At 62.6% G+C, this 23,048-nt stretch carries 17 protein-coding genes; 8 read left to right on the forward strand and 9 right to left on the reverse strand.

The window, feature by feature from the left end; genetic code table 11:
• Window positions 1-27: 27 nt before the first annotated feature.
• Genes ACI2JX_RS06970 through ACI2JX_RS06980 form a run of 3 tightly spaced genes read left to right on the forward strand, consistent with a single transcriptional unit; the run spans window position 28 to window position 3,558 of the window.
• Window positions 28-1,221 (forward strand): HlyD family efflux transporter periplasmic adaptor subunit, encoded by a 1,194-nt coding sequence (locus ACI2JX_RS06970; RefSeq protein ID WP_264234474.1) that lies wholly within the window; start codon window positions 28-30, stop codon window positions 1,219-1,221.
• Window positions 1,218-2,753, forward strand: a complete 1,536-nt coding sequence (locus tag ACI2JX_RS06975; RefSeq protein WP_404689726.1) for a DHA2 family efflux MFS transporter permease subunit — start codon at window positions 1,218-1,220, stop codon at window positions 2,751-2,753. The genes ACI2JX_RS06970 and ACI2JX_RS06975 overlap by 4 nt, the downstream gene beginning before the upstream one ends.
• A gap of 58 nt (window positions 2,754-2,811) precedes the next feature.
• Complete coding sequence (locus ACI2JX_RS06980; RefSeq protein WP_404689727.1) at window positions 2,812-3,558, forward strand: SDR family oxidoreductase; 747 nt, start codon at window positions 2,812-2,814, stop codon at window positions 3,556-3,558.
• Between the two features lie 11 nt (window positions 3,559-3,569).
• Here ACI2JX_RS06980 and ACI2JX_RS06985 read toward each other — a convergent pair whose 3' ends face one another.
• From ACI2JX_RS06985 to ACI2JX_RS07005, 5 genes are all read right to left on the reverse strand, one after another.
• Window positions 3,570-5,234 (reverse strand): ATP-binding protein, encoded by a 1,665-nt coding sequence (locus ACI2JX_RS06985; protein WP_404689818.1) that lies wholly within the window; start codon window positions 5,232-5,234, stop codon window positions 3,570-3,572.
• 91 nt (window positions 5,235-5,325) lie between these two features.
• Window positions 5,326-7,389: a PAS domain-containing protein gene (locus ACI2JX_RS06990; RefSeq protein WP_404689728.1), complete on the reverse strand. Its 2,064-nt coding sequence runs from the start codon at window positions 7,387-7,389 to the stop codon at window positions 5,326-5,328.
• A gap of 57 nt (window positions 7,390-7,446) precedes the next feature.
• Window positions 7,447-8,856, reverse strand: a complete 1,410-nt coding sequence (gene mapR / locus ACI2JX_RS06995) for a GntR family transcriptional regulator MpaR (RefSeq protein WP_264234479.1) — start codon at window positions 8,854-8,856, stop codon at window positions 7,447-7,449.
• A gap of 40 nt (window positions 8,857-8,896) precedes the next feature.
• A complete protein-coding gene (gene ccoG, locus ACI2JX_RS07000) occupies window positions 8,897-10,306 on the reverse strand; it encodes a cytochrome c oxidase accessory protein CcoG (protein WP_404689729.1) in 1,410 nt (469 codons plus the stop codon).
• 120 nt (window positions 10,307-10,426) lie between these two features.
• The gene (locus tag ACI2JX_RS07005) at window positions 10,427-10,666 is read right to left on the reverse strand and encodes a DUF3203 family protein (RefSeq protein WP_264234481.1); all 240 of its coding nucleotides are present in this window, start codon (window positions 10,664-10,666) and stop codon (window positions 10,427-10,429) included.
• Between the two features lie 141 nt (window positions 10,667-10,807).
• Here ACI2JX_RS07005 and ACI2JX_RS07010 point away from each other — a divergent pair, with 141 nt between their 5' ends.
• Window positions 10,808-11,338, forward strand: a complete 531-nt coding sequence (locus tag ACI2JX_RS07010) for an MgtC/SapB family protein (protein ID WP_404689730.1) — start codon at window positions 10,808-10,810, stop codon at window positions 11,336-11,338.
• Window positions 11,339-11,872: 534 nt separating this feature from the next.
• Here the strand turns inward: ACI2JX_RS07010 and ACI2JX_RS07015 are convergent.
• The 3 genes from ACI2JX_RS07015 to ACI2JX_RS07025 all read right to left on the reverse strand — a co-directional run bounded on the left by ACI2JX_RS07015 (window position 11,873) and on the right by ACI2JX_RS07025 (window position 14,145).
• Window positions 11,873-12,772, reverse strand: a complete 900-nt coding sequence (locus ACI2JX_RS07015; protein WP_404689731.1) for a hydroxymethylglutaryl-CoA lyase — start codon at window positions 12,770-12,772, stop codon at window positions 11,873-11,875.
• A 20-nt stretch (window positions 12,773-12,792) separates the two neighbouring features.
• Entirely contained in the window at window positions 12,793-13,197 is a 405-nt protein-coding gene (locus ACI2JX_RS07020; protein ID WP_404689732.1) for a MerR family DNA-binding transcriptional regulator, read from the reverse strand.
• 69 nt (window positions 13,198-13,266) lie between these two features.
• Window positions 13,267-14,145: a helix-turn-helix domain-containing protein gene (locus tag ACI2JX_RS07025; RefSeq protein ID WP_264234485.1), complete on the reverse strand. Its 879-nt coding sequence runs from the start codon at window positions 14,143-14,145 to the stop codon at window positions 13,267-13,269.
• A gap of 169 nt (window positions 14,146-14,314) precedes the next feature.
• Here ACI2JX_RS07025 and pobA point away from each other — a divergent pair, with 169 nt between their 5' ends.
• From pobA to ACI2JX_RS07045, 4 genes are all read left to right on the forward strand, one after another.
• On the forward strand, window positions 14,315-15,502 hold the full coding sequence (pobA, locus tag ACI2JX_RS07030) for a 4-hydroxybenzoate 3-monooxygenase (protein ID WP_404689733.1): 1,188 nt from the start codon (window positions 14,315-14,317) through the stop codon (window positions 15,500-15,502).
• A 236-nt stretch (window positions 15,503-15,738) separates the two neighbouring features.
• Window positions 15,739-16,992, forward strand: coding sequence for a TolC family protein (locus ACI2JX_RS07035; RefSeq protein ID WP_404689734.1), 1,254 nt, complete (start codon window positions 15,739-15,741; stop codon window positions 16,990-16,992).
• Between the two features lie 29 nt (window positions 16,993-17,021).
• A complete protein-coding gene (locus ACI2JX_RS07040) occupies window positions 17,022-18,239 on the forward strand; it encodes an efflux RND transporter periplasmic adaptor subunit (RefSeq protein WP_404689735.1) in 1,218 nt (405 codons plus the stop codon).
• Between the two features lie 15 nt (window positions 18,240-18,254).
• Window positions 18,255-21,383, forward strand: coding sequence for an efflux RND transporter permease subunit (locus tag ACI2JX_RS07045; protein WP_404689736.1), 3,129 nt, complete (start codon window positions 18,255-18,257; stop codon window positions 21,381-21,383).
• An 87-nt stretch (window positions 21,384-21,470) separates the two neighbouring features.
• Here ACI2JX_RS07045 and ACI2JX_RS07050 read toward each other — a convergent pair whose 3' ends face one another.
• Window positions 21,471-22,796 carry an MFS transporter gene (locus tag ACI2JX_RS07050; RefSeq protein ID WP_186553404.1) on the reverse strand — a complete coding sequence of 442 codons (1,326 nt, stop codon included), beginning with the start codon at window positions 22,794-22,796 and terminating at the stop codon, window positions 21,471-21,473.
• Window positions 22,797-23,048 lie beyond the last annotated feature (252 nt).

Consider the following 23,048-nt stretch of genomic DNA (forward strand, 5'->3'; position numbering starts at 1 on the left):
CTGTTACGCATTATCCAAGGTATTGTCATGGCCACTCCCACGGACACCTCTCCATCCACCTCTGCAGCCCAGGGCTCAGGCAAGCGCAAGGCGTGGCTGCTCGCTTTGCTGCTGTTGGTGATCCTTGCCGGTGCTGGCACCTGGGCCTGGTACAGCCTGGTCGGGCGCTGGCACGAAAGCACCGATGACGCCTATGTCAACGGCAACGTGGTGGAAATCACCCCATTGGTCACCGGCACGGTGATCAGCATCGGCGCCGATGACGGCGACCTGGTGCATGCCGGCCAGGTACTGCTGCAGTTCGACCCCGCCGACAGCGAGGTGGCCTTGCAGGCCGCTGAAGCCAAACTGGCGCGCACAGTGCGCGAGGTGCGCGGGCTGTACAGTAATGTCGACGCGCTCAAGGCCCAGTTACAGAGCCGTACGGCCGAGCTGAAGAAAGCCCGTGACAACTACAACCGGCGCAAGGTACTGGCTGACAGTGGCGCGATTGCCGCCGAGGAAATCTCCCATGCCCACGATGACCTGACCTCGGCGCAAAGCGCGCTGGACAACGCCCGTCAGCAGCTCAATACCAGCACTGCGCTGATCGACGACACGGTGGTTTCCTCGCACCCAGAGGTGATGGCGGCAGCGGCTGACCTGCGTCAGGCCTATCTGGACCACGCCCGCACCACCCTGGTGGCGCCGGTCACCGGCTACGTGGCCAAGCGCACCGTGCAATTGGGCCAACGCCTGCAACCGGGCACGGCGACCATGGCCGTGATTCCGCTGGATCAGGTGTGGATCGATGCCAACTTCAAGGAAACCCAGCTGCGCCAGATGCGCATTGGCCAACCCGTGGAAATCAGCGCCGACTTGTACGGCAGCGAGGTCAAGTACACCGGCACCATCGACAGTCTCGGCGCCGGCACCGGCAGTGCCTTTGCCTTGTTGCCGGCGCAGAACGCCACCGGCAACTGGATCAAGATCGTCCAGCGGGTGCCGGTGCGTATTCACCTCAACCCCGAGCAGCTCAAGGAGCATCCGCTGCGTATCGGCCTGTCCACCCTGGTCGAGGTCGACCTGCACGACCAGAGCGGCCCGGCCCTGGCCCAGCAGCCACCGCAGCAGGCCAGCTACACCACCCAGGTGTACGACCGCCAGCTGGTCGAGGCCGACCACCTGATCGCCCGGCTGATCCATGACAATAGCGCCAGTGGCAAGACGGCCCAGCGATGAGCAACACAGCGCCCGCGCAGTTCACCCCGCCGAGCCTGCTGTTGACCACCATCGGCCTGTCGCTGGCGACCTTCATGCAGGTGCTCGACACCACCATCGCCAACGTTGCCTTGCCGACCATCTCGGGCAACCTGGGGGTCAGTTACGAGCAGGGCACCTGGGTCATCACCTCGTTTGCCGTGAGCAACGCCATCGCCTTGCCGCTGACCGGCTGGCTGAGCCGGCGTTTTGGTGAAGTGAAGCTGTTCATCTGGGCCACGCTGCTGTTCGTGGTGGCGTCGTTCCTGTGTGGCATTGCCCAGTCGATGCCGGAGTTGGTGGGCTTTCGTGTGCTTCAGGGGGTGGTCGCCGGCCCCCTGTACCCGATGACCCAGACCCTGCTGATTGCGGTTTATCCGCCTGCCAAACGGGGGATGGCCTTGGCGTTATTGGCCATGGTCACGGTGGTCGCGCCGATTGCCGGGCCGATTCTCGGCGGTTGGATCACCGACAGCTATAGCTGGCCATGGATCTTCTTCATCAATGTGCCAATCGGCCTGTTCGCCGCCGCCGTGGTGCGTCAGCAGATGCGTAGTCGGCCCGTGGTGACCAGCCGCCAGCCGATGGACTACATCGGCCTGATCACCTTGATCATCGGCGTTGGTGCATTGCAGGTGGTGCTGGACAAGGGCAACGACCTGGACTGGTTCGAGTCGTCGTTCATCATCGTCGGCAGCCTGATTTCGCTGGTGTTCCTGGCGATCTTCGTCATCTGGGAGCTGACCGACCGCCATCCGGTGGTCAACCTGCGGTTGTTCGCGCACCGCAATTTCCGCATCGGCACCCTGGTGCTGGTCGGCGGTTATGCAGGCTTTTTCGGCATCAACCTGATCTTGCCGCAGTGGCTACAGACGCAGATGGGTTACACCGCCACCTGGGCCGGGCTGGCCGTGGCGCCGATTGGCTTGCTGCCGGTGGTGATGTCGCCGTTTGTCGGCAAATACGCGCACCGCTTCGACTTGCGCGTCCTGGCTGGCCTGGCGTTCCTGGCCATCGGCACCAGCTGCTACATGCGCGCAGGCTTCACCAACGAGGTGGACTTCCAGCATATCGCCCTGGTGCAGCTGTTCATGGGTATTGGTGTGGCGCTGTTCTTCATGCCGACCTTGAGCATCCTGTTGTCGGACCTGCCGCCCCATCAAATTGCCGATGGCTCGGGCCTGGCCACCTTCCTGCGGACCTTGGGCGGCAGCTTCGCCGCATCGCTGACCACCTGGATCTGGATTCGCCGCGCCGACCAGCACCACGCCTACTTGAGCGAGCACATCAGCCAGTATGACCCGGCCACCCGGCATACTTTGGAGCAACTGGGCGGCGCTAGCCCGCAGAGCTATGCGCAGCTTGAGCAGATCCTCAATGGCCAGGCCTACATGATGTCGACGGTCGACTACTTCACCCTGATGACCTGGATATTTGCCGGGTTGATCCTGCTGGTGTGGTTCGCCAAACCGCCGTTCACCGCCAAGGCGGCGCCGGCTTCGGCAGGGCACTAGTTGTCAATCCAGTGAGGCAGGCGTTAGCCTTGTGCCATCAATTTCCAAGGGGGAATGGATGGACAAGGTAATCGTCATCACCGGTGCCAGCCGTGGCATCGGTGCCGCCACCGCACTGCTGGCTGCGCAACAGGGCTATCGCATCTGCATCAACTACCATGCGGACGACCAGGCTGCCGAGCGCATCCTGGCCCAGGTCCGCGAGCTGGGCGCCGAGGCGATCGCCGTGCGCGCCGATGCCAGCGTCGAGGACGAGGTAGTGCAGCTGTTCCACCGCGTCGATCAGGAGCTGGGGCCCGTCAGCGCATTGGTCAACAATGCCGGCACTATCGGTCAGCAGAGCCGGGTCGAGGAAATGTCCGAGTTTCGTCTGCTCAAAGTGATGAAGACCAACGTGGTCGGGCCGATACTGTGCGCCAAACATGCGCTGCTGCGCATGGCCCTCCGGCATGGCGGTCAGGGTGGGGCGATCGTCAACGTGTCATCGATGGCCGCGCGCCTGGGCTCGCCCAACGAGTACGTTGACTACGCCGCCTCCAAGGGCGCCCTGGACAGTTTCACCATTGGCCTGGCCAAGGAAGTGGCGGGCGAGGGCGTGCGGGTCAATGGCGTGCGCCCGGGCTACATCCACACCGGCTTTCATGCCCTGAGCGGCGATCCTGAACGGGTCAGCAAGCTCGAACCTGGGCTGCCGATGGGGCGCGGTGGCCAACCGCAAGAGGTGGCCGAGGCGATCCTTTGGCTGCTGTCGGACAAAGCTTCCTATTCCACTGGCAGCTTTATCGACCTCAGCGGCGGGCGCTGACGCACGCTGTCTCACTGCTCGAGCATCTGGCCGATCCGTTCGGCCAGGGCTTGGAGGGTGAATGGCTTGGTCAGTACGCTCATGCCAGGCTCCAGTTCGCCATTGCTCAACACGGCGGTTTCATCGTAGCCCGTGACGAACAGCACTTTCAGCCCTGGGTAGCGCGCCCGCAGTGCGTCCGCTACCTGGCGGCCGTTGAGCCCACCCGGCAGGCCGACGTCAGTGACCAGCAAATCAGGGCCCGCTGCGTCGTGCAGGCCACTGAGTGCGATCGGCCCATCCTCGAACATCTCAACCTGATGCCCCAGTTCTTCCAGCACTTCGGCCATGACCAGGCGCATCGCCGCTTCGTCCTCTACCACAACCACCCGGCAACCTGCAGCAGGTGGCTTTGTCGTGCTCAAGACCCGTTCAGGTTGCACTGCAAGCGACCCTGCCGTCGGTACATGACGCGGTATGAACAGCTTCACCACGGTGCCCTGGGCAAGCCTGGAGTCGATGTGCATTTGACCGCCCGATTGACGTACGAAGCCATACACCATCGATAGGCCCAGCCCGGTCCCGCGACCCAGCGCCTTGGTAGTGAAAAAGGGTTCGACTGCACGCGCCACGACCTGGGCCGACATCCCTCGGCCGCTGTCTTCCACGCTCAGGCAAAGATAAGCCCCGGCAGCTAGATCGAGTGGTTTGGCCTGGGCCTCAAGCAGCTCGACATTGTTGCAGCGAATAACGATAGCGCCACCTTCAGGCATGGCATCGCGAGCATTGATACAGAGGTTGAGCAGGGCGCTTTCCAATTGCGGTGGATCGATGCGTACCGGCCATAGGTCAGTGGCGCAGTGGTTGTGCAGACGGATATGCGGACCCACGCTACGACCAATCAGCTCGTGCATGCCGGCGACCAATTCTGCGACAGAAGTCAGCCTGGGCATCAGCGTCTGCCTGCGGGAGAACGCCAGCAGCCGATGGACCAGGGCGGCGGCGCGATGGGCCGCGCCATGGGCACTGTGCAGTAGCGCTGGGAGGGCATCAGGGCGCTCGTCCGCCAGCCGCGCTTGGGCCAGCTCCAGTGCGCCGAGGATACCGCCAAGCAGGTTGTTGAAGTCATGGGCCACGCCTCCGGTGAGTTGGCCGACAGCCTCCATTTTTTGTGCCTGGCGCAAGGCCTCCTCAGCTTTTATGCGCTCGGCCATTGCTTGGTTGACGCGTTGCTCAAGCTGCTCGTTGAGCCTCTGCAGGGCATTTTCGGCACGTTTGCGCGCAGTCACATCGCGAAAGATCACCGCAACCATTCGTTGCTCGGCGGGCTCCAGGCGCAGCGCGCTGAGGGCCAGGCAGCGATCAGTGGCGTACAGGTCATGCTCGAAGTAGACCGGCTCACCGCTACGCGCTGCATCACCGAAGCGCTTCAGCCAGACCTCGGCTTCGTCCGGGATGACCTGGCGCAAGGTCCGCCCCACCACATCAGGCAGGCCGGCGTGACGCGAATAGGCCGCGTTGGCCATCAGGTGCACGTAGTCGCTCATCGGGCCATTGGGGCCGTCGATGAACTGGATGACGCAAAAACCTTCTTCCATGGTCTCGAACAGGAAGCGGTAACGTTCGGCTTCTTGTATGCGCTCGTGGAATAGCGCAGCTTCGCGGGTGAGGCGTGCATTGTCGCGCTGCAAGGCCATCACCTGTTGGCGCAGGTGGTTCAGTTCGCTAGACGTCTGTGTCGACATCCGTGTCTCCATCCCTATGTTGGTCGAGCTGGGCAGAGCTGAATCAGCCCTGCAACAGTTGGCTTACCCGTTCGGCGAGTGTGGCAAGCTCGAAAGGCTTGAGCAGCATTTGCGCGTCAGCTGGCGGCGTGCCGCCGGTCAATGTGCTCGGCTCATAGCCTGTGATGAACAGGATAGCGGTATCCGGGCACGTGTCCCTGCAGGCGTTTGCCACCTGGTAACCGCTGATTCCACCGGGCAGGCCTATGTCACTGATCAGCAGATCTGGGCGGATACCCTGGGCAAGTGCTTCGATAGCGGCCGTGCCTGACTCGAACACATGCACATGATGACCAAGTTCCTCAAGCACATCGCACAGCACCATGCGCATGGTGGCCTGGTCTTCGACCAGCATGATCTGCTGCCCAACCTGCGCCGGGGCAGGGCGTGCGCCACTGCTGACGGTCGAGGGCAAGGGGGGGATCTCGGCAACATGTCGGGGCAGGAACAGGCGTATACAGGTGCCTTGCTCAGCCTGCGAGTTGATCCGCAACTGGCCACCCGATTGGCGCACGAAACCGTAAACCATCGACAGCCCCAGGCCCGACCCCTGGCCCAGCGGTTTGGTGGTGAAAAACGGGTCAATGGCCCGCTGCGCTACTTCGGCTGACATGCCGTGGCCGTTGTCTTCGACTGCCAGGCACAGATAATCACCAGCGTTCAGATCAAGTTGGCGTGCTCGATCATGATCAAGCGCGATGTTCTCACCTCGCACAGTGATCAGGCCACCCATGGGCAGCGCGTCGCGGGCATTGATGCAGAGATTGAGCAAGGCACTTTCCAGCTGTGGCGGATCAATGAAGGTGGGCCACAGCTCTTGACTGAAACAGCTGCGCAATTCGATGCCCGGACCGATGCTGCGACGCAGTAATTCCTCGATGCCATCGATCAACCGGCCCACCTCGGTAGGCTGAGGTTGCAAGGTTTGCTTGCGTGAGAAGGCCAGCAGGCGATGGACCAGGGCGCAGGCGCGCTCGGCGGAGCCGTTGGCAGTCTCCAGCAAGCGTGCCAGATCGTCGTAGTTGCCCTTGTCCAGGCGCTGTTGTATCAATTCGTGAGCGCCGAGAATGCCTCCCAGCAGATTGTTGAAGTCATGGGCAATGCCACCACTGAGTTGGCCCACAGCTTCCATTTTTTGCGCTTGGCGCAGGGCTTGCTCGGCCTGTAGCAAGCGTTGCTGGTCTTCCATGCGTCCAGTGATGTCGTAGGCAAACAGGTACGCGCCTTGTACAGTACCGGCCTGATCGCGCAGTGCATGGAAATGCAGTTCGAAATACCGTCGCAGGGATCCCTCACCGAAGGCCTCGATTGCAGTGAAACGCTCACCCGACAGCGCACGCAGCCACATAGGCAGGATCAATTGACTATCGATGGCGTGTTTACGCATGACATCCGGCATGTAGTCGCCCACTTGCGGGACGTGACCATACAATTGATGAATTTCGAGCCTGGCCGTGCGGTTGATGGCGATCCAACGCAAATCCATGTCGATCACATGGACATTGGCAATGCTGTGATCGACCAGTTCGGCAAACAGCCGTCGTTCGGCCAGCGCCGTGCTGGAGCGATGCTCGAGCTGTGCGTTCAACGCTTGCAGGGCATGTTCGGCGCGCCGACGTTCGGTGACATCCTTGAACAACACCGCCACTTGGCGTTTGTGTGCAGGTTCGATGCGAAATGTGGTTACTGAAAGCACACGACCGGTGGCGATCAGTTCCTGTTCGAAATGCAATGGCTGGCCACTGCGTAAGACCTCACCATAGCGTTCCACCCAATGATCGGCTTCCTCGGGCACCATCTCGCGAAGCTTCTGCCCGACCACGTTGGCGATTCCGGCGTGCTTGGCATACGCAGCGTTAGCCATGATGTGAACGTAGTCGCTCAACGGCCCGTGCGGGCCATCGAAGAACTCGATGATGCAAAAGCCCTCGTCCATGGTGTCGAACAAAAAGCGGTACAGGCCATCGTCGAGGTTCTGGCCGAGCGCCAGTTGTGCTTCGAGCTCGCTATTGCGACGCTCAAGAGCATCAATCTGCTGGCGCAAGGCGTGCAGTTCGGAGTCGGGCATGCGGGCATCCTGCGCAAGGCATCACGGCGCAACTGTAGCCTGCTCGACCCCCTTAAGCTAGAACGACCTTACGATACGCCCGAGGGTTTCCATAGCCTGTTCCGAACTGTCCGTCCATGGGCTGCCATAGTTCAGGCGGATGCAATTGGCAAAGCGCCCGGTAGGCGAGAAGATCGGGCCTGGGGCGATGCTGATGCCTTGGGCCAGGGCCAGGTGGAACAGCTTGAGCGCGTCCATCTGTTCGGGCAGTTCCAACCACAGGAAATAACCCCCGGATGGCTGGCTGACGCGCGTCTGCGCCGGAAAGTGTCGGGCGATTGCCGCCAGCATGCTCGCCTGCTGGCCTTCCAGGGCGTAGCGCAGCTTACGCAGATGCCGATCATAGCCGCCATGCTGCAAGTAGTCGGCAATGGCTGCCTGGGCTGGCATCGAGGCGCACAGTGAGGTCATTAGCTTGAGTCGCTCGATCTTCTGCGCGAAGCGCCCGGCCGCGACCCAGCCGATGCGGTAGCCGGGGGCCAGGCTTTTGGCGAACGAGCCGCAGTGCATCACCAGCCCCTCGGTGTCGTAGGCCTTGGCCGGCTTCGGCGCTTGTTGCGCGTAATACAGCTCGGCGTAGACGTCGTCCTCGATCAGCGGCACCTGGTGGCGGCGCAGCAGTTCGACCAGCTCCTGTTTCTTGGCATCAGGCATGCTCGCGCCCACCGGGTTCTGGAAGTTGGTCATGCACCACACGGCCTTTACCGGGTGCTTGTCCAAGGTCTGCGCCAGCACGCCCAGGTCCATGCCTTCGCGTGGGTGTACCGGGATCTCCACCGCCTTGAGCTTGAGCCGTTCCAGCACCTGCAAGCAGGCATAGAACGCTGGCGCCTCGATTGCCACCAGGTCGCCGGGTTCGGTCACCGCCTGCAAGCACAAGTTCAGCGCCTCCAGGGCACCATTGGTGATCAGCAGCTCTTCCATCGGCAGCATCAGGCCGCCGACCATGTAGCGCAGGGCAATCTGCCGGCGCAGCTGCGGGTTGCCCGGCGACAGGTCGGTGACCACCATGCGTGGGTCCATGGCGCGGCTGGCGCTGGCCAGCGAACGGGCCAGGCGTTGTAGCGGAAACAGGGTGGGGCTGGGGAAAGCCGAGCCGAACGGGATGGTGTGCGGATCCTTGATCGAATCGAGAATGGAAAACACCAGGCCGCTGACGTCGACATCGGTCGATTCGCTGACCGGCTGCAACGCTTGCGGCTCGCTGAACTGGCGCGGGGCATGGGCGTTGACGAAATACCCTGAGCGCGGCCGGGCGCGGATCAGCCCGCGGCGTTCCAGCAGATAGTACGCCTGGAACACCGTGGAGGGGCTGACGCCGTGGGTCTGGCTGGCGTAGCGCACCGAGGGCACCCGTTGGCCGGGGCCGAGCACCCCGGAGCGGATCAGTTCGGCAATGTCATCGGCGAATCGTTCGTAACGTTTCATTGTGTTTTTGGCAGGCAAGGTAATGGCTCAGTGTAAGGGATCAGCGGTTCAACGGCGCGACGAAACGGCTGCGCGCGGTACTGCGGACCTCAGCTTGGTCGCTGTCCTGGACCTGGAATACCAGGTCTTGTGAGCTGCTGGTTGGGCGCTCGGCAAGCAGGGCCACTGAAACCGGCATCTCACTCATTTCGCCAGCAGCGATGGTGAACTCGGTCTTGCCGTGCAGCTCAAAGCCGTCGGCATCCACCAGGCGCAGGTGGTAGCGCTGGGCTTGTTGGGTCTTGTTGATGACCTTGAGCAGGTAGATGTTCTCGATCTGCCCCTGGGCGTTTTCGCGGAACAGGCCGCGGTCCTTGATCACGTCCAACGAGACCATCGGGCGCCACTGCAAGGCCAGTATTAGCGCGCCGATCATCACCACCAGCGCGCAGGCATAGCCGAGCAGGCGCGGGCGCAGCCAATGGGTGACACCCCCTTGCAGGGTGTGCTCGGACTTGTAGCCGATCAGGCCGCGGGCGTAGCCCATCTTGTCCATCACCCCGTCACAGGCATCGATACAGGCGGCGCAACCAATGCAGGCCATCTGCAGCCCTTCGCGGATGTCGATACCAGTGGGACAGACTTGCACACACAGGGTGCAGTCGATGCAGTCACCGAGGTTCTGCGCGCGCGGGTCGCTGCCTTTCTTGCGTGGGCCACGCGACTCGCCCCGGGCCGGATCGTAGGCTACGGCCAACGTGTCTTTATCGAACATCACCGCCTGGAAGCGGGCGTACGGACACATGTGCATGCACACCGCTTCGCGCAGAAAACCTGCGTTGAGATAGGTGGCCCCGGTGAAGAACAACACCCAGAACAGCGCGACGCCGCCCAACTGCAAGGTGAACAGCTCTGCGGCCAATGGCCGGATCGGTGTGAAGTAGCCGACGAAGGTCAACCCGGTCATCACCGCAATAGCCAGCCACAGCGTGTGTTTGAGCGTGCGTCGGGAGACTTTCTCCAGGCTCCACGGCGCGGCCGCCAACTTGATCCGTTGGTTGCGATCACCCTCGCTGATCTTTTCACACCACATGTACAGCCAGGTCCAGGTGCTTTGCGGGCAGCTGTAGCCGCACCAGACGCGCCCGGCGAACACGGTGATGGCGAACAGGCCGAAGGCGCAGATGATCAGCAGCGCCGACAGCAGGATGAAGTCCTGCGGCCAGAAGGTGGTGCCAAAGATGTGGAACTTGCTTTCAGCCAAGTCCCACAGCACCGCCTGGCGACCGTTCCAGTTCAGCCAGGCTGTGCCAAAGAACAGGGCGAACAGCAAGCCGGCAAAACCGATACGCAGGTTGCGGTACAGGCCGGTGAAGCTGCGGGTGTGGATAGCGCCGTCGCTGTGGCTTTTGCTCTTGTCGACGGCGGGCGGGGTCACTTCGATAACTCGGTAGGCAATTTTCTCGCTCATGTCGCGTTGCTCATCAGGCTTCATCGGACCTGGGCACTATGGCCCTCGGTCTGTTTTCAGCACAGACTCAGCTAGCGTGATAAAAACCGTATCAGATTATCGGCAGTAGCCCTCCAGCCCTTAGATTACCGAGCCTGGCTCGCTGGCTTTCAGATGCCTGCGGCTATCCACCGCACCTACCACCGTCAACGCATCGGCCTCCGCTTCGGTGATCGGCACGCGCTCTCCGGCGAGCACCGCGACCGACATGCGCAGCTGCTCATCCGTGAAGATCTCAACTTCCGGCCCTGTGCCTTCAATGCGCACATGATCGCCAATCAGGGTGCAATGGCCAGTACTTTCGTTCACTTCGACAGGCATGGTGCGTTCCTCCAGGTGGGGTCATTGGTTGTGACCGCAGCGGCACGCCGGTTGCTGCATCGTTCCGTCCAGCGGAGCGCATTGCACTTAATCAGGTGCGCGCTGGTCAACCTTTTAGTGGATTGGCAGCGGAGCGTGTCGATGGACAGTGGCTGGGAAAAGATCTGGCAAACCGTGCAGGCCGAGTTCGCCGATGTCACCAACGAAGAAGAAGTGACGCGGATCCTCCTGCGCTTGCTGATGGCGGCGATGCTCGGCGCGGTGCTGGGTTTCGAGCGTGAGCACAAGGGCAAGTCGGCTGGGGTACGTACGCACATGCTGGTGTCGATGGGCGCGGCGTTGTTCGTGCTGGCGCCGAGCATGGCCGGGGCTGATGAACAGGCCTTGAGCCGGGTGATTCAGGGCATCGTTGCGGGGATTGGGTTTCTTGGCGCGGGGACCATTCTCAAGGGCAATGGCAAGGACCCCAGCCATGTCAAAGGGCTGACCACCGCAGCGGGTTTATGGATGACCGCAGCGATTGGCACGGCGGCCGGGATGGGGCGTGAAGCGACGGCGCTGATTAGCACGGTGCTGGCGCTGCTGGTGTTGGCGACGATGCCGATGTTGGTAGACAAGGTCGAGGGCGAGAACGACGAGAAGCAGCAGGAGGAGGGCAGTGAGAAGCACTGAGGGGAGCCGAAGCTCCCCTCAAATCGTTGCTGCCTGCTCTTTTTTTATTATTGGAGACTGACTTTTTGTTGTTTTTGTAAGCCTGTCTTGGTGTTGCGAGCCGACCCCCATCCGGGGTCAAGAGCAAACGTATTTTTTTGAGCGCTGACCTGCTTTCATCATGACTGATCCGATCCTGACCGTTGCTACCTGAAGGTAGTTTTATTGTTCTGTGTCAGGCCGCGGGGCAACCCCCTGGAAGGCACGTCTACTCCAAAAAAATCTGCTTGCTACGCCTCTGCCGTGTTGTTCTTGTTATGTCAGAGCCGTTACCTGTTGTTTTTATTGGGTGTCACGTTTTTGTTCTTGTTATGCCAGAGATAAAGCAGGTGCCGTGCCAACTTTGTAAAACCCTTTAAAATCAATGGCTTGATGTTTTTGGTGATGAGCGGCGCTCGGGAAAATCTGTCGAAATGTTTCCCTGTTACCCGATTTATTGCTGGCAAGTGTGGGGGCGGTAACACCAGGCCCACACATTGATGACATTAGTGTGACTCATTGTGCGCTGCGTGCCCGGGCCACCCGCGAGCCGTTGGCACGGCCCAGCACCTGGCTGATGCGTTGACCGGCGGCGATCAGCTTGTCCAGGTCGATACCGGTTTCGATGCCCAGGCCCTGCAGCAGGTACAACACGTCTTCAGTGGCGATGTTGCCGGTCGCGCCCTTGGCATAAGGGCAGCCGCCAAGGCCGGCCACGGAGCTGTCGAACACCCCGATGCCTTCGAGCAGGCTGGCGTAGACGTTGGCCAGGGCTTGGCCGTAGGTGTCATGGAAGTGTCCGGCCAGTTGCTCACGCGGCACCTGGGCGGCGACCACTTCGAACAGACGCCGAGTGTCACCGGCGGTGCCGGTACCGATGGTGTCACCCAGCGACACCTCATAGCAGCCCATGTCGTGCAGTGCCTTGGCCACCGGAGCGACCTGTTCGGCGCTGACCTTGCCTTCATAAGGGCAGCCAAGTACGCAGGAAACATAGCCGCGCACGCGCACGCCGTGGCTGCGCGCTGCCTCCATGATCGGTTCGAAACGCTGCAGGCTTGCGCTGATCGAGCAGTTGATGTTGCGTTGAGAGAACGCCTCGGAAGCGGCGGCAAACACCGCTACCTCTTTCACGCCAGCCGCCAGCGCATCTTCAAAACCGCGCAAGTTCGGCGCCAGGGCCGCGTAGGTGACACCTGGATGCTGGCGGATGGCGGCGAACACCTCGGCCGAACCTGCCATTTGCGGCACCCATTTGGGCGAGACGAAACTGCCCACTTCAATGTAGCGAAGGCCAGCCTCGGTCAAGTCATCGACCAGGCGTACCTTGTCGGCGACGCTGATCGGCTGGGCTTCGTTTTGCAGGCCGTCACGCGGGCCGACTTCGACCAGGCGGACGTTCTTGGGCAATGACATGGCAAGGTTCCTGTGGCGGATCAACGGTTGGCGTTGTGCGGGTTATTGAGGGTGGCGGCCAGGGCCTGTTCGCAGCGCTCTTGAGCGGTGTCCAGCTCAAGGTGCATCTGCTGGATGTCGAGCATCTGCTGCTCAAGCTGGGCGCGCCGTTCGGCGATTTTGGCGAGCATGCTGTTGAGCTGTTTGAAGTTGCCGCCGCTGGGGTCGTACAGCTCGATCAGTTCGCGACACTCGGCCAGGGAGAAGCCGATGCGCTTGCCACGCAGGATGAGCTTGAGGGTGACCTTGTCGCGCGTCGTGTAGATGCGCTCGAGGCCACGACGCTCGGGGCTGAGCAGACCCTGCTCCTCGTAGAAGCGGATGGCGCGGGTGGTGATGTCCAGCTCGCGGGACAGGTCGGAGATGCTGTAGGTCTGGCTGCTCATGCTCGGGCTCGGAAGAGGAATAGCGGTAAGCTAAAGGCAGGTTGACGTTTACGTCAAGCCATCACCCATTCAGTGGCCCTGCAACGAGCGTCTGTAGCCATTAGGCGTTTCCCCGCTCAAGCGCTTGAAGAACCGCGCAAAGTAGGTTGGATCACTGAACCCCAGGCTGTCCGACAGCTGGCCAATGCTCATGCGCGTGTACACCAGACTGCGCCGCGCCTCGAGCAGCAGGCGTTGATGAATCACTTGCAAGGCGCTCTGGCCAGTAAGCTCGCGACACAGCTGATTGAGCTGCAGGCTGGTAATGCCCATGCGCGTGGCAAACGTCTCCACCGACAAATGCTCGCGATAATGCGCTTCGACCAGGCGCAGATACCGGCCGAGCAACTGCTGATCACGCTCGTCACGATTGCGTGGTACCTGGCCCAGTTGCTGGCGGCGGCTGATCCACACCATCAGCGCGGTGACCAGCGCCTGCAACATCGCCCCGCGGGCCGGCGCAGTGCCCTGGTACTCCTGTTGCAGCGTGGAGATCAGCGCGTGCACGTGATGACGGTCCCTGCCCAGCGGGTAGCACCCGGCCGCGGTCAGTACGGCCAGTGGCGCCCCCAGGCGCAGTTCCACATCTGCCACCAGGGCCGGGCCAAAGGTCAGCACGTGCCCTTGGATATCGGCACTGAAGCGAAAGCCATGCACGGTCAGTGGCGGCACCACTTGCAGCGCCGCCTCGCTGATCTGGCGGCGCTGGCCTTCGATCTCGACCTGCGCCTGACCACGCTGGACATACAGCAACTGAAACAGGTCGGCATGCCGGTGCGGCTTGATTTCCCAATGGTGCAGGCGGCTACGCGCGGGAATCGACTCGCAGTGCAAAAGGTCCGTGCCGGGCCAGGCCTGGTTTTCGCCATAGAGCTGAAACAGCGGCACGCCGCCAAGGCTGGATTTCATCGAAATGCCTGTCCGATAATCGAACGAATTTTGTAAAAGTGCAGGTTATTCACTGGATATCACGCTTTTTACCCGTTTCTAGCGAGTAAAAATGCAGGGGCACACCCTAACAGCAGATGCGCGATCCCTGCCACTAGCGGTTCGGCATCGTTATCATGAGATAAAAACAATGAAAACTCAGGTTGCAATCATCGGCGCAGGTCCGTCTGGCTTGCTGCTCGGTCAGTTGCTGCACAACGCTGGCATCGATACCCTGATCGTCGAGCGCCAGACTCCGCAATACGTGCTCGGGCGGATTCGCGCAGGCGTACTGGAACAGGGCACCGTCGACTTGCTGCGCGAGGCCGGTGTCGCCGAGCGCATGGATCGCGAGGGGCTGGTGCACGATGGCGTCGAACTACTGGTGGGCGGTCGCCGCCAGCGCCTGGACCTCAAGGCGCTGACCGGCGGCAAGACGGTCATGGTCTATGGCCAGACCGAAGTCACCCGTGACCTGATGCAAGCGCGGCAAGACTGCGGCGCGCCGATCATCTATTGCGCCAACAATGTACAACCCCATGAGCTCAAGGGCGAAAAGCCTTACCTGACCTTCGAGAAGGACGGCCAGGTGCAGCGCATCGACTGCGACTACATTGCCGGGTGCGACGGCTTTCACGGCGTCTCGCGCCAGAGCATTCCGCAGGAGGTCATCAAACAGTACGAGCGGGTCTATCCGTTCGGCTGGCTGGGGCTGTTGTCGGACACCCCGCCGGTCAATCATGAACTGATCTACGCCCACCACGAACGGGGGTTCGCCTTGTGCAGCCAGCGCTCGGCAACCCGCAGCCGCTATTACCTGCAGGTGCCGCTGGATGAGCGTGTCGAAGCGTGGAGCGATCAGCGCTTCTGGAACGAGCTCAAGGCGCGCCTGCCGCAGGATGTTGCAGATCGGCTAGTCACTGGCCCTGCCCTGGAAAAAAGCATCGCGCCGCTGCGCAGTCTGGTGGTTGAGCCCATGCAGTATGGGCACTTGTTCCTGGTCGGCGATGCCGCGCACATCGTCCCGCCGACTGGCGCCAAAGGCCTCAACCTGGCCGCCTCGGACGTCAATTACCTGTACCGGATTCTGCTCAAGGTGTACCGCGAGGGGCGTACCGATCTGCTGGAACAATACTCGCCGCTGGCGTTACGGCGGGTATGGAAGGGCGAGCGCTTCAGCTGGTTCATGACCCAACTGCTGCATGATTTTGGCGAGCACAAGGATGATTGGGATCGCAAGATGCAGGAGGCGGACCGCGAGTACTTCCTCAACTCGCCGGCGGGGTTGGTAAACATTGCCGAGAACTATGTGGGATTGCCGTTTGAGGCGGTGGAGTAATACTGCTGCCTGAATTGTCAGTGTTGGGCCGCTTTGCGGTCCTTCACGGCGCATCGGCGTCCCGGCAGGTCCACTTGCGCAGCGCTAAGGATCGTTCGTTGTCAGCTGCGCTGCGTCGATGACGCCAATACCCGGATAAAACACCGCATTACAAAATTGTAATGTTGCCGCCACCGCTCCGATAACCGCGCCTCCCTACAGTCCCTCGCCACTGCTTGCCGACGAGGACCTGTACCGTGCCGTGGATCCGTGCCACCCCCCACAAGCGCCTTTTGCTCTGCCTGCTGCTGAGCGGCTTTGCCGCCACGGCGGTACAGGCGCAGAGCCTGAGCCTGTCGCAGGCGCTCGATGCTGCCTTCGCGCAGAACCCGGATTTAGCTGCCGCTGGGCGCGAGATCGGCATCGCCGAGGGTGAGCGCCGCCAGGCCGGCTTGCTGCCCAACCCGGAACTGTCCTGGGAAGTCGAGGACACCCGTCGCGACACCCGCACCACCACCGTCACCCTCAGCCAGCCCCTGGAATTGGGCGGCAAGCGCGGCGCGCGCATCGATGTCGCCAGCGCCGGGCAAAACCTTGCCCAACTGGAGCTCGAACGCCAGCGCAACGGCTTGCGCGCCGATGTGGTGCAGGCGTTTCATGCGGCCCTGCGGGCGCAGACAGCGCTGGAGTTGGCGCAGCAATCGCAGCGCCTGACCGAGCGTGGCCTGCGGGTAGTCGAGGGGCGCGTCAAGGCGGGCCAGTCATCGCCGGTCGAAGCCACCCGCGCACAGGTTCAGCTCGCCCAGGCGCAGGCCCAGGTACGCCGCGCCGAGTCCGACCAGCGGGTGGCCTACCAGTCGCTGGCGCGGTTGATCGGCAGCCCGCTGGCCAACTTCGATGAGCTCGATGCCGCGAGCCTATCGCCGGGGCCCGCACCCCAGGCCGAAGCCTTGCTCGCAAAACTCGAGCAAACCGCCGAATGGCGCCAGGCCCAGGCCCAAATCAGTCGCGGTGATGCCGCGCTCGGCTCGGAAAAGGCCCAGCGCATTCCCAACCTCACCGTCAGCGTCGGCAGCCAATACAGCCGCGAGGACCGCGAGCGGGTCAACGTGGTGGGGCTGTCGATGCCGCTGCCATTGTTCGACCGCAACCAAGGCAATGTCCTCGCCGCGGCACGCCGTGCCGACCAAGCCCGCGACCTACGCAACGCCACCGAGCTGCGCCTGCGCAGCGATACGCGTAACGCGCTGAGCCAGTGGGCCACCGCCATGCATGAGGTGCAGGCCTACGACCGCACCATCCTGCCCTCGGCCCAACAAGCGGTAGACACCGCGACCCGGGGCTTTGAGATGGGCAAGTTCGCCTTCCTCGATGTGCTCGATGCCCAGCGCACGCTGATCGAAGCGCGCGGCTTGTACCTGGATGCGCTGGCGGCGGCGACCGATGCGCGGGCCCAGGTCGAGCGCATCTATGGCGACCTCGATGCGCTTGGCCGATCGGCACAGCCCTGAACGATTGAATCAATGCCTTGGGAGTGACAATGGACAATTCACGCAAGATCGCCATCCTGGTCGCCACCGTTGCTGTGCTCGGCATCGGCGGCCTGGCCTGGACCGGTAACCTCAGCCCGGCAGCCAACAGCCAGGCTGGCCACGATGAGCATGGCGAACAGGGCCATGCCCACGAGGAAGAGGCGGGCCATGCCCACGGCGAGGAAGGCGGCGAAGGGCATGAGCAGGAGGGCACGTTGCACCTCAGCGCGGCGCAGATCAGCGCAGCCGGCGTGCAATTGGTTGACGCCGGCCCACGCGCGCTGGGCACGGCGATCAGCTTCCCCGGAGAGATTCGCTTCGATGAAGATCGTACTGCCCACGTGGTACCCAGGGTGGCGGGGGTGGTGGAGTCGGTGCATGCCAATCTGGGCCAGGCAGTCAAGCGTGGCCAGGTCTTGGCGGTGATCGCCAGCCAGCAGATTTCCGAACTGCGTAGCGAACAGCAAGCCGCACAACGCCGACTGGAGCTGGCGCAGCTGACTTTCAAGCGTGAGCAGCAGCTGTGGCAGGAACGCATCAGTGCCGAGCAGGACTACCTGCAAGCGCGTCAAGCGCTGCAAGAGGCGCAGATTGCCCTGGCCAATGCCCGGCAGAAAGTCGCCGCAGTGGCCCCGGCCGGCGCCGGTAATCGGTATGAACTGCGCGCACCCTTCGATGCGATGGTGGTGGAAAAGCACCTGACCATGGGTGAGGTGGTCGACGAGACCAGCAATGCTTTCACCCTGTCCGACCTGAGCCGCGTCTGGGCCACCTTTGCCGTGGCGCCGCGTGATCTGGACAAGGTCGTCAGCGGCCGCACGGTCACGGTCAGCGCGCCTGACCTGGGCGCCCAGGTCGAAGGCACGGTCAATTACGTGGGCAGCCTGCTCGGCGAGCAGAACCGCGCCGCCACTGTCCGCGCCACCCTGGCCAACCCCAATGGCGCCTGGCGCCCAGGGTTGTTCGTCAACATCGCGGTCAACGTCGAGCGCTTCGATGCAGCCGTGGTGGTTCCGGACAGCGCCTTGCAAACCTGGGAGGAGCAGACCGTAGTGTTTGCCCGCACTGAAGAAGGCTTCGAGGCCCGCCCGGTGAAGACCGGCCGACGCGACGCCGGCCAGGTGGAAATCACCGAGGGGCTGAGCGCAGGGACCCAAGTGGCCGCCGCTGGCAGCTTCGTTCTGAAGTCCGAACTCGGCAAGGGTTCGGCCGAGCACAGCCATTGATTCGGGGACGCCAGCATGTTTGAACGCATCATCCAATTCGCCATCGAGCAGCGCTTGGTGGTGATGCTCGCCGTGCTGCTGATGGCGGCGGTAGGCATCCACAGCTACCAGAAGCTGCCGATCGACGCTGTACCCGATATCACCAACGTCCAGGTGCAGATCAATACCGCTGCCCCCGGTTATTCGCCGCTGGAAACCGAGCAGCGCATCACCTTTGCCATCGAGACGGCCATGGCCGGCTTGCCGGGGCTCAAGCAAACCCGTTCGCTGTCGCGCTCGGGCCTGTCGCAGGTGACGGTGATCTTCGCTGACAACACCGATATCTTCTTCGCCCGGCAATTGGTCAACGAGCGCCTGCAAGTGGCTCGCGCACAGTTGCCCGAGGGCATCGAGGCAGCCATGGGCCCAATCTCCACCGGCTTAGGCGAGATCTTCCTGTGGACGGTCGAGGTTCAGGAGGGCGCGCTCAAGGACGACGGTACGCCTTACAGCGCCACCGACCTGCGGGTGATCCAGGATTGGATCATCAAGCCGCAATTGCGCAACGTGCCAGGGGTGGCCGAGGTCAACAGTATTGGTGGGCATGCCAAGCAGTACCTGATTGCCCCGGACCTCAAGCGCCTGGCCACCTACAAGCTGACCCTCAATGACCTGATCGGTGCCCTGGAGCGCAACAATGCCAACGTCGGTGCAGGCTACATCGAGCGCAACGGTGAGCAACTGCTGATTCGTGCGCCGGGGCAAGTGGCCTCGGCCGAGGACATCGCCAATGTGGTGATCTCCAGCGCCGATGGCGCGCCCATCCGCGTCAGCCACGTCGCCGAAGTTGGCGTGGGCCAGGAGCTGCGCTCAGGCGCGGCTACCGAGAATGGCCGCGAAGTGGTGCTGGGCATGGTGTTCATGCTGATCGGCGAAAACAGCCGGGCGGTGTCCCAGGCCGTGGCAGCCAAGCTGGTAGAGATCAACCGCAGCCTGCCCAAGGGCGTGGTCGCAGTGACGGTCTACGATCGCACCAACCTGGTCGAGAAGGCTATCGCCACGGTCAAGAAAAACCTGGTCGAAGGCGCGATCCTGGTGATCGCCGTGCTGTTCCTGTTCCTGGGCAACATCCGCGCCGCGCTGATCACCGCCATGGTCATCCCGCTGTCGATGCTGTTCACCTTCACTGGCATGTTCAGCAATAAGGTCAGTGCCAACCTGATGAGCCTGGGCGCGCTGGACTTCGGCATCATCGTCGATGGCGCCGTGGTGATCGTCGAGAACGCCATTCGCCGCCTGGCCCATGCCCAGCAGCGCCATGGCCGCATGCTGAGCCGCAGCGAGCGCTTCCATGAAGTGTTTGCCGCCGCCCGCGAGGCGCGTCGGCCGCTGATCTTCGGCCAGTTGATCATCATGGTGGTGTACCTGCCGATCTTTGCCCTGACCGGGGTCGAGGGCAAGATGTTCCACCCCATGGCGTTCACTGTGGTATTGGCGCTGCTCGGGGCGATGATCCTCTCGGTGACCTTCGTGCCGGCGGCCATCGCGCTGTTCGTCACCGGCAAGGTCAAGGAAGAAGAGGGCGTGCTGATGCGCACTGCGCGCTTGCGCTATGCCCCGGTGCTGAGTTGGGTACTGGGCCATCGCAACCTGGCGTTTGCGGGCGCTGCGACCTTGGTGCTGCTGTCGGGGGTGATGGCTGGCCGCATGGGCAGCGAGTTCATCCCCAGCCTTAGCGAAGGCGACTTCGCCCTGCAAGCCCTGCGCGTGCCGGGAACTAGCTTGAGCGAGTCGGTGCAGATGCAGCAGCGTCTAGAGAAAGCCATCATCCAGCAGGTGCCAGAGGTCGAGCGTGTGTTCGCCCGTACCGGTACCGCCGAAATTGCCTCCGACCCGATGCCGCCGAACATCTCCGATGCCTATGTGATGCTCAAGCCGCGTGAGCAGTGGGCCGACCCTGGCAAGCCGCGAGATGAACTGATCGCCCAAGTACAACGTGCCGCTGCCGGTATCCCTGGCAGTAACTACGAGTTGTCCCAGCCCATCCAGCTGCGCTTCAACGAGCTGATCTCCGGGGTGCGCAGCGATGTCGCGGTCAAGGTCTACGGCGACGACATGGACACCCTCAACCGTACCGCCGCACAGATTGCCGCGACCCTGCAACAGGTGCCCGGCGCATCGGAAGTGAAGACCGAGCAGACCACCGGCTTGCCGGTGCTGACCATCGCTATCGACCGCGACAAGGCCGCACGTTATGGCTTGAACGTAGGCGATGTGCAGGACGCCATCGCCATCGCCGTGGGTGGGCGTACGGCCGGCACGTTGTATGAAGGCGACCGCCGTTTCGACATGGTGGTGCGCTTAGCGGAAACCTTGCGCACCGATGTCGATGGCCTGCAGGACCTGCTTATTCCGGTGCCGGCGAGCGCGGCGGCGGGGCAGATTGGCTTCATTGCGCTGTCGCAGGTGGCGAGCCTGAACCTGGAACTGGGACCGAACCAGATCAGCCGCGAAGATGGCAAGCGGGTGGTGGTAGTCAGCGCCAATGTGCGTGGGCGTGACCTGGGCTCGTTCGTCGAGCAAGCCCAGCAGACCCTGATCGACAAGGTGCAGATTCCGCCCGGCTACTGGACCCGCTGGGGCGGGCAGTTCGAGCAGTTGCAGTCGGCTGCCGAGCGGTTGCAAGTGGTGGTGCCAGTGGCGCTGCTGCTGGTGATGGCACTGCTGCTGATGATGTTCAGCAACCTCAAGGACGGCCTGATCGTGTTCACCGGGATTCCGTTTGCCTTGACCGGTGGGGTGTTGGCGCTGTGGCTTAGGGATATCCCGCTGTCGATCTCGGCTGGGGTCGGTTTTATCGCCCTGTCTGGGGTGGCAGTGCTCAATGGCCTGGTGATGATTGCCTTCATCCGCAGCTTGCGCGAGGAAGGCCGCCCCCTGCGCGTGGCCATCGAAGAGGGCGCGCTGACCCGCTTGCGGCCAGTGTTGATGACCGCGCTGGTGGCGTCGCTGGGGTTCATTCCGATGGCCTTGGCGACCGGCACGGGTGCCGAGGTGCAGCGACCGCTGGCGACCGTGGTGATTGGCGGGATCCTGTCGTCCACCGCGTTGACCCTGCTGGTGTTGCCAGCGCTGTATCAGTGGGTGCATCGACGCGAAGAGTAAGACTGTCTGTTTGTGCTGTTTGATCTGGCCTCATCGCGGGACACGTCGCTGCTACGTGTCCTGCGATGAGGCCACAGCATTTTGCAACTACAGCGCAGGGCTGGGCTGTGCGCACGGTACTTCATCATGCAACGAGATGCGTGATGTTTCCGGCAACGCCAACCCGCCTAGCAACGCAATCAAGGCAATAACCACCAAGTAGAAGGCTGGCGCCAGGCTGCTGCCGGTCTGGCCGATCAGCCAGGTTGCCACCAGGGGTGCGGTCCCGCCGAACAAGGTGTAGGCCACGTTGTAGGTGATCGCCGAGGCGGTATAGCGCGTGCGAGTGGGGAAGCTCTCGGACAGCAGTGCGGCGGTCACCACGCCGCTCATCAGCGCGCCGATGGCCAGTAGAATCACCCCAAGCAACGCCCCCGTCATCGACCCGGAACTGGCCAGCCAGTAGGCCGGGAACACCGCAATCATCACCCACAGGCAGGTAAAGCCGATGGTCTTGCGCCGCCCCACGCGGTCGGAGAAGGCACCAGCCAGCGGGCATCCGGCAGCGGCGAACAGCAACGCGACGGTGGACACCAGCAGCGACTGGGCGCGGGTCAGGTTGCCAACCATCTGCAGGTAGGTGGCAAAGTAGGTGGTGAACATGTAGAACGACAGCGCCGTCAGCGAGATGAACGCGCCGAGGTTGCGAATGGCCCGGCCATGATTGCGCAGCGTCTGTTTGAGTGGCGAATGGGCGTGCTCCTTACCCTCGGCCATGGCCGCGCGAAAGGCTGGGGTTTCTTCCATGCGCCAGCGCAGGTAGAGGCCGACCAGGCCCAGCGGCGCGGCCACCAGAAACGGCACACGCCAACCCCAGGCATTCATCGCTTCTGCGCTCAGGCTGGCTTCCAGGGAGTAGGCGATCACGGCGGCGCAAGCAAATGCGGAGAAGGTCGAAACCGGCACGAAGCTGCCATAGAAGGCGCGTTTGTCGTTGGGTGCGTGCTCCATCAGGTAGGCGCAGGCACCGGCATATTCACCGCCCGCTGAGAAGCCTTGCAGGCAGCGCGCCAGGGTCAGCAAGATCGGCGCCGCCAGGCCAATGCTGGCGTAGGTGGGTAACAGGCCGATCAGGGTGGTGGAGCCGGCCATCAGCAAAATGGTCATCGACAATACGCGCTTGCGGCCTAGTCGGTCACCCAGTGCGCCGAACACGATGCCGCCTAGTGGCCGCAGGGCAAATGCCACGGCGAACACGGCAAAGGTCTTGAGTAGGCCGGCGCTGGGGTCGGAGCTGTCGAAGAACTGGCTGGCGATGAGGGTGGCGAGAAAGCCATAGACGGCGAAGTCGAACCACTCGACGAAATTGCCGACGGCCGATGCGGCGATTACCCGGCGCAAGGTGGCGGGGGAGACCTCATGGGGTGTGGACATACCGATACGCTCCGGTTTCCATTGGCAGCCTGGATGAGAGTGCCGCGGTCGCGCCGCGTCATCGTTATTGTGGCTGCCAGTAGACCGAGAGGTGGCTCGGTGCGCTTGGTTGTGGGCGACATTGAGATATCTATTTCCACCATTGCTGCTCTGGCGACAGCACCGGCCTCTTCGCGGGCAAGCCCGCTCCCACAGGGTTAGCGGTGATCTTAGGCATTTGTGTATTCAGAGCCATGCGCCATAGGCCTTGGC

It is taken from the genome of Pseudomonas sp. NPDC088890 (assembly GCF_044900155.1).
Taxonomy (GTDB): domain Bacteria; phylum Pseudomonadota; class Gammaproteobacteria; order Pseudomonadales; family Pseudomonadaceae; genus Aquipseudomonas; species Aquipseudomonas urmiensis.